At 58.2% G+C, this 4,877-nt stretch carries 4 protein-coding genes and 3 tRNA genes; 6 read left to right on the top strand and 1 reads right to left on the bottom strand.

All coding sequences use genetic code 11. The features are described 5' to 3' along the window. The 3 genes from V7116_RS05710 to V7116_RS05700 form a co-directional block, all read left to right on the top strand. Positions 1-1,087, top strand: a 1,087-nt coding sequence (locus V7116_RS05710; RefSeq protein ID WP_324390927.1) for a sensor histidine kinase, incomplete at its 5' end; no start/stop codon positions are given. Further along, positions 1,053-1,499, top strand: coding sequence for a response regulator (locus V7116_RS05705; protein WP_324390926.1), 447 nt, complete (start codon positions 1,053-1,055; stop codon positions 1,497-1,499). The genes V7116_RS05710 and V7116_RS05705, both read left to right, overlap by 35 nt. A gap of 37 nt (positions 1,500-1,536) precedes the next feature. Next, complete coding sequence (locus V7116_RS05700; protein ID WP_324390925.1) at positions 1,537-3,504, top strand: PAS domain S-box protein; 1,968 nt, start codon at positions 1,537-1,539, stop codon at positions 3,502-3,504. Between the two features lie 31 nt (positions 3,505-3,535). Here the strand turns inward: V7116_RS05700 and V7116_RS05695 are convergent, their stop codons facing one another. Next, positions 3,536-4,252 carry an endonuclease III domain-containing protein gene (locus V7116_RS05695; RefSeq protein ID WP_324390924.1) on the bottom strand — a complete coding sequence of 239 codons (717 nt, stop codon included), beginning with the start codon at positions 4,250-4,252 and terminating at the stop codon, positions 3,536-3,538. A gap of 210 nt (positions 4,253-4,462) precedes the next feature. Here V7116_RS05695 and V7116_RS05690 point away from each other — a divergent pair. The 3 genes from V7116_RS05690 to V7116_RS05680 all read left to right on the top strand — a co-directional run bounded on the left by V7116_RS05690 (position 4,463) and on the right by V7116_RS05680 (position 4,758). Beyond that, a tRNA-Thr gene (locus V7116_RS05690) sits at positions 4,463-4,535 on the top strand. 40 nt (positions 4,536-4,575) lie between these two features. Next, a tRNA-Tyr gene (locus V7116_RS05685) sits at positions 4,576-4,658 on the top strand. Positions 4,659-4,685: 27 nt separating this feature from the next. After that, positions 4,686-4,758, top strand: a tRNA-Thr gene (locus V7116_RS05680). Positions 4,759-4,877: the final 119 nt, after the last annotated feature.

The following is a 4,877-nucleotide window of genomic DNA, read 5'->3' as shown; positions in this document are numbered from 1 at the left end:
CGCCTATCTGGTCGTCGGTTTCAGTAAGGATCGGGTGGTGGCACCTGCCAACCACCAGCTTGGGCTGTATCTATTGGCGCTGGGGTTAGCGGCCCTGTTAGGTGTGGGGTCGGTGTGGTTTGGCGGTGAGATTTTTATTATGCATCCCCTTGAGGCGGTGCTCGATGCGTCGAAACGCCTGAGTGCGGGTGATTTGAGCACGCGAGTGGAGCATAACGGCGGTCCCGTGGAATTGACGCGGCTGGCGGATGCCTTCAATACGATGGCGAGCCAACTGGAACGCCGCGACGAGGAACGCCGCCAGGACGAGGCCGAAATCCGGCGTTTGAACAGCGAGCTGGAACTGCGTGTCATGGAACGAACCTCCCAACTTGAATCGATCAACCGCGAGCTGGAGGCGTTTACCTATTCCGTGTCGCACGACTTGCGTGCGCCGCTGCGCGCCATTGACGGATTTTCCCGCATCGTTGTAACCGAATATACGCAGCAAATCCCCGAAGAGGCGCAGCGATATCTGGGGCGCGTGCGAGATGCGGCGCAGCGGATGGGGCAGCTTATTGACGATCTGCTCGCCTTTTCGCGGCTGGGGCGCCAGCCGATGGTGACAAAAGAGGTCGAACCGGCCAATCTCGTCACCCAGGTGCTGGATGACCTGAGCAGCGAGTGGCAGAACCGGGACGTCGAAATCATCGTCGGTGAGCTACCTGCTGCTTACGCCGACCCCGCGCTTTTGCGTCAGGTCTATTTCAACCTGCTGTCCAATGCGGTGAAGTTCACCAAGAACCACGAGCACGCGCGTATTGAAGTCGGCGCTCAGCAGACCGACGAGGTGGTCTACTTCGTCAAGGATAACGGGGCCGGTTTTGACATGCGTTATGCCGACAAGCTGTTCGGCGTATTTCAACGACTGCATCGCGTGGAGGATTTTGAGGGGACCGGTGTCGGGCTGGCAACCGTCCAGAGGATCATTCATCGTCATAAGGGGAAGATCTGGGCTGAAGCGGCAGTAGACAGTGGCGCGACGTTCTATTTTACGCTAGGAGATGTTCATAATGAACGCACTTCCAGTCAAGATCCTGCTGATTGAAGATAACCCGGACGATGTAGAATTAGCGCTGCACGCGCTTCGGATGCATAACCTTGCAAACGATATCGAAGTGGCGCGCGATGGAGCCGAAGCGCTCGACTATATTTTTCGGAACGGAGCCTACGCGGATCGCAGCGGGGAACCTCTGCCGCGCTTGATCCTGCTTGATTTGAAGCTCCCGAAGATCGGCGGGTTGGAAGTGCTGGAACGCATCAAGGCCGATCAGCATACGCGGTCGATCCCGGTGGTGATTCTGACGTCATCCCGCCAGGAACGCGATATTGTCGAGAGTTACCAGCTTGGGGTGAACAGCTACATCACAAAACCGGTTGATTTCGAGCAGTTTATTCAGGCTGTTTATACCCTGGGTATGTACTGGCTCCTCCTGAACGAGCCGCCAAAATCCGATTAGTGATGTGGGCGTCTGTACATCGAGATGAGGCACTGTGATGACGCTCCAAGTTTTACTTGTAGAAGATAAACCTGACGACGCTGAGCTGATCTTATATGAGCTGAAGCATGCCGGATTCGAACCGCAGTGGCGGCGCGTCGAATCTGAGACTGATTACGTTCGGGCGCTTGCCGAACAGCCGCCTGATATCATCCTCGCCGACTTTACCCTGCCGCAGTTCAACGGGCTTGATGCACTCCGGCTGTTGATCGAGCGAGAACTGGATATTCCGTTCATCCTGGTGACGGGCAGCCTTGGGGAAGAGCTGGCCGTTGAGTCGATCAAGCGCGGCGCTGCCGACTACCTGTTGAAAGATCGGCTGGTGCGCCTGGGCGAAGCGGTGAGACGGGCGCTGACGGCTCACGATCTGCGGCGGCAAAAGAACGAGGCCGTTCTGGCTCTGCGCGAGAGCGAGGAGCGTTACCGGCGGCTTGCGGAGAACGCGCTCGATATTATTTACCGGGTGCGGCTGCGCCCCGAGTATGAAGTAGAGTTTATCAATCAGGCCGTGTTGACCATCACGGGCTATGCTCCCGATGAATTTTACGAGAATTCCGAGCTGTTTTCCCACCTTATTTCGAGCGCTGACGAAAACGGAACGACCCCTGCGCGCGAGCTGATCAAACTGCTTGGGCATGAATCGGTAGTGCGCGTTACGCGCCGCGACGGAGATCAGATCTGGCTGGAACAGCACCTTGTCCCGCTGTATGACGAGGCAGGGCAGGTGATCGCCGTGGAAGGCATCGCGCGTGATGTCACCGCGCGCAAGCAGGCTGAGGAATCGGTGCGCACCTATGCCTCAGAACTGGAGGCGCGCGTCGCGGAACGTACCGCGGAGCTTAACCGGGCGAAAGAACGGGTTGAGGTCATTCTCAACAGCAGCAGCGATGTGATCGTGCTGACGAATCTCACCGGAATCATCCAGCAGGTGAATCCGGTATTTGCCGATGTATTCGGCTGGTCCGGTGAAGATGCGTTCGGACAGCCGCTTGTCCGGTTCGCAACAACCGAATCGGTAGAGGTGCTGCGCAATGCGCTCGCGCAGACCGCCTACAGTGGTCACGCATCACGCGCCGAGGCGATGCTGATGAGCCGGATCGGCATGCCGTTCCACGCGGATATCGTTGTTTCGCCCATCGAGACGTCGCAAAACCAGACGACTGGCCTCGTGTGCAGCATCCGCGACATCACCGATCGCAAGCGTCTGGAATCGTCCCTGCGGCAAACGCTGGCCCAGGAAGTGCAGCTTAACGAGCTGAAATCGCGGTTTGTGTCGATCGTCTCGCACGAGTTTCGCACGCCGCTGGCGGTGATCCAGACCGCGACCGATCTTGTCGAGCGGTACTCGGATCGGCTGACGGAGGCGGATAAAAAAGAGGAGTTCAGCCGCATCCGGTTCAGTATCAAGACGATGGTCGAACTGCTCGAAGATGTGCTGATGATCAGCCGGGTGGATGCGGGCAAGCTCCAATTCAGCCCCGGGCCGGTCGATCTGGCGGCGTTCTGTGATTCCCTGCTGCGCGAGTTCCGGCGTACGTTGAGCGCCAAACATCAGTTGGTGGCTTCGTATACGGGCCTTGCCGGTGACGTGAATGTGGACACGAAACTGCTGCGGCACATCCTATCGAACCTGCTCTCGAACGCGATCAAGTACTCACCGAGCGGGGGAGAGGTCCGGTTGAGCGCCGTGCGCGAAGAGGATCGCATTATTTTGCGCGTGCAGGATCAAGGGATCGGGATTCCGCAGGTGGATCAGGTGCGGCTGTTCGAGATTTTCCACCGTGGCAGCAACGTAGGCTCGATCTCAGGCACGGGCTTAGGGCTGACCATCGTCAAGCAGTTCGTCGATCTTCATAACGGAACGATCACCCTCGAAAGCGGCGAGGACCAGGGCACGACGTTCATCATCACGCTGCCCGTGATCCCCGATTCCGACGTGCCGCCTGTCTCCGATCTGGCCGAGTAACGCACCTCTTTAAGACTGTAATCTGACACCGCTAACGCTGATGTGTGGCGGCGTCCGGCGCGCGGTGTGCGTGATACCAATCGCACAGCGCGGTAACCGGGCAGCGCTCGCAGCGCGGCGTGCCCCAGATGCAGATCTGCTGGCCGTGCTTGAGCAGCGCAATGTGAAAGTTAAAGAGGACGTGCGGATCGTTTGGGAGCAGGGCGGGCAGCAGCAGATGAGCCGCATCAGCGCTGACTTTGGGGCCGATGAGCCCGATCCGCTGGCTGACGCGGTGTACGTGCGTATCCACGGGCAGCACGGGCTTGGAGAAGCAGAATAGCAGCACTAGCGACGCGGTTTTGATGCCGACGCCGGGTAGGGCCATCAACCACTTCAATCCCTCATCGGCGGGCAGGTCCGCCAGAAAATCGATCGACGGCTCACCGCGCGCCTTGATAATCATCGAGAGCGCTTCTTTGATCCGGGGCGCTTTGGTATCGGGATAGTTCGAAGGCGCGATCGCCTCGGTCAGCTCGTCTAGCGTCGCGTCGCGGATCGCTTCCCACGATCCGAAGCGATCCCACATGCGCTGAAACGCGAGCGCCTCGTTGTGCTGGGTGGTGCGGTGCGAGAGCATGGTCGAAATCAGCTCGTGCATCGGTTTGCGGCGCGGTTTAAGCGGTTGTTCGCCGTAATGGGCGACGAGTTGTTGGTAAACAGCCCACGCCTTTTCTTGCAGAGCCTTATCGGGAACGGGTGCACTCACAGCGAACTCCTCACGGATGCTTGACGTGTCTACCAGGGATTGTAGCATTCTGGATAATCTCGCGACTTTTGAGGGAAAAAACTCTGTGTATCTCGCCTGACCCACCATTGACAAACCCTTACCCGTCCGCTACAATCCCGACCGTCTTATGGGTTGAGACGCTTCACCCTTGAGGCTACGTTTCGGGCATGGTACAATGTCCTCCACTGCGCCGGCGTAGCTCAATCGGCAGAGCAACCGCCTTGTAAGCGGTAGGTTATGGGTTCAATTCCCTTCGCCGGCTCTGGCCTCATGAGGCACTTTACAAATTGGTTCCACTCTATGGGTCGGTGTCCCGAGCGGCAAAGGGGGCGGACTGTAAATCCGCTGGCAGACGCCTTCGCAGGTTCGAGTCCTGCCCGGCCCACCTTGGCGATTTATCGCCTGTAGTTGTGCCTACGTAGCTCAGTCGGTAGAGCACTCCCTTGGTAAGGGAGAGGTCATGGGTTCGAATCCCATCGTAGGCTCACAAACTACTTTTCGAAACTAAACTATCCCGTCGAAAGCGACTTTCTGGAGGAACGAACACAGCATGGCGAAGGGGAAGTTTGAGCGGACGAAGCCCCATGTGAATGTGGGGACGATT

The sequence above is a fragment of the Aggregatilinea sp. genome, assembly GCF_036822615.1.
Taxonomy (GTDB): Bacteria; Chloroflexota; Anaerolineae; order Aggregatilineales; family Aggregatilineaceae; genus Aggregatilinea.
This window is presented reverse-complemented; position numbering and strand designations above follow the sequence as displayed.

What these genes read in the sequence shown, in the direction of transcription:
- V7116_RS05705 (WP_324390926.1), top strand. Translation starts at nt 1,053, where the DNA reads ATGAACGCACTTCCAGTCAAGATCCTGCTGATTGAAGATAACCCGGAC.
- V7116_RS05700 (WP_324390925.1), top strand. Translation starts at nt 1,537, where the DNA reads ATGACGCTCCAAGTTTTACTTGTAGAAGATAAACCTGACGACGCTGAG.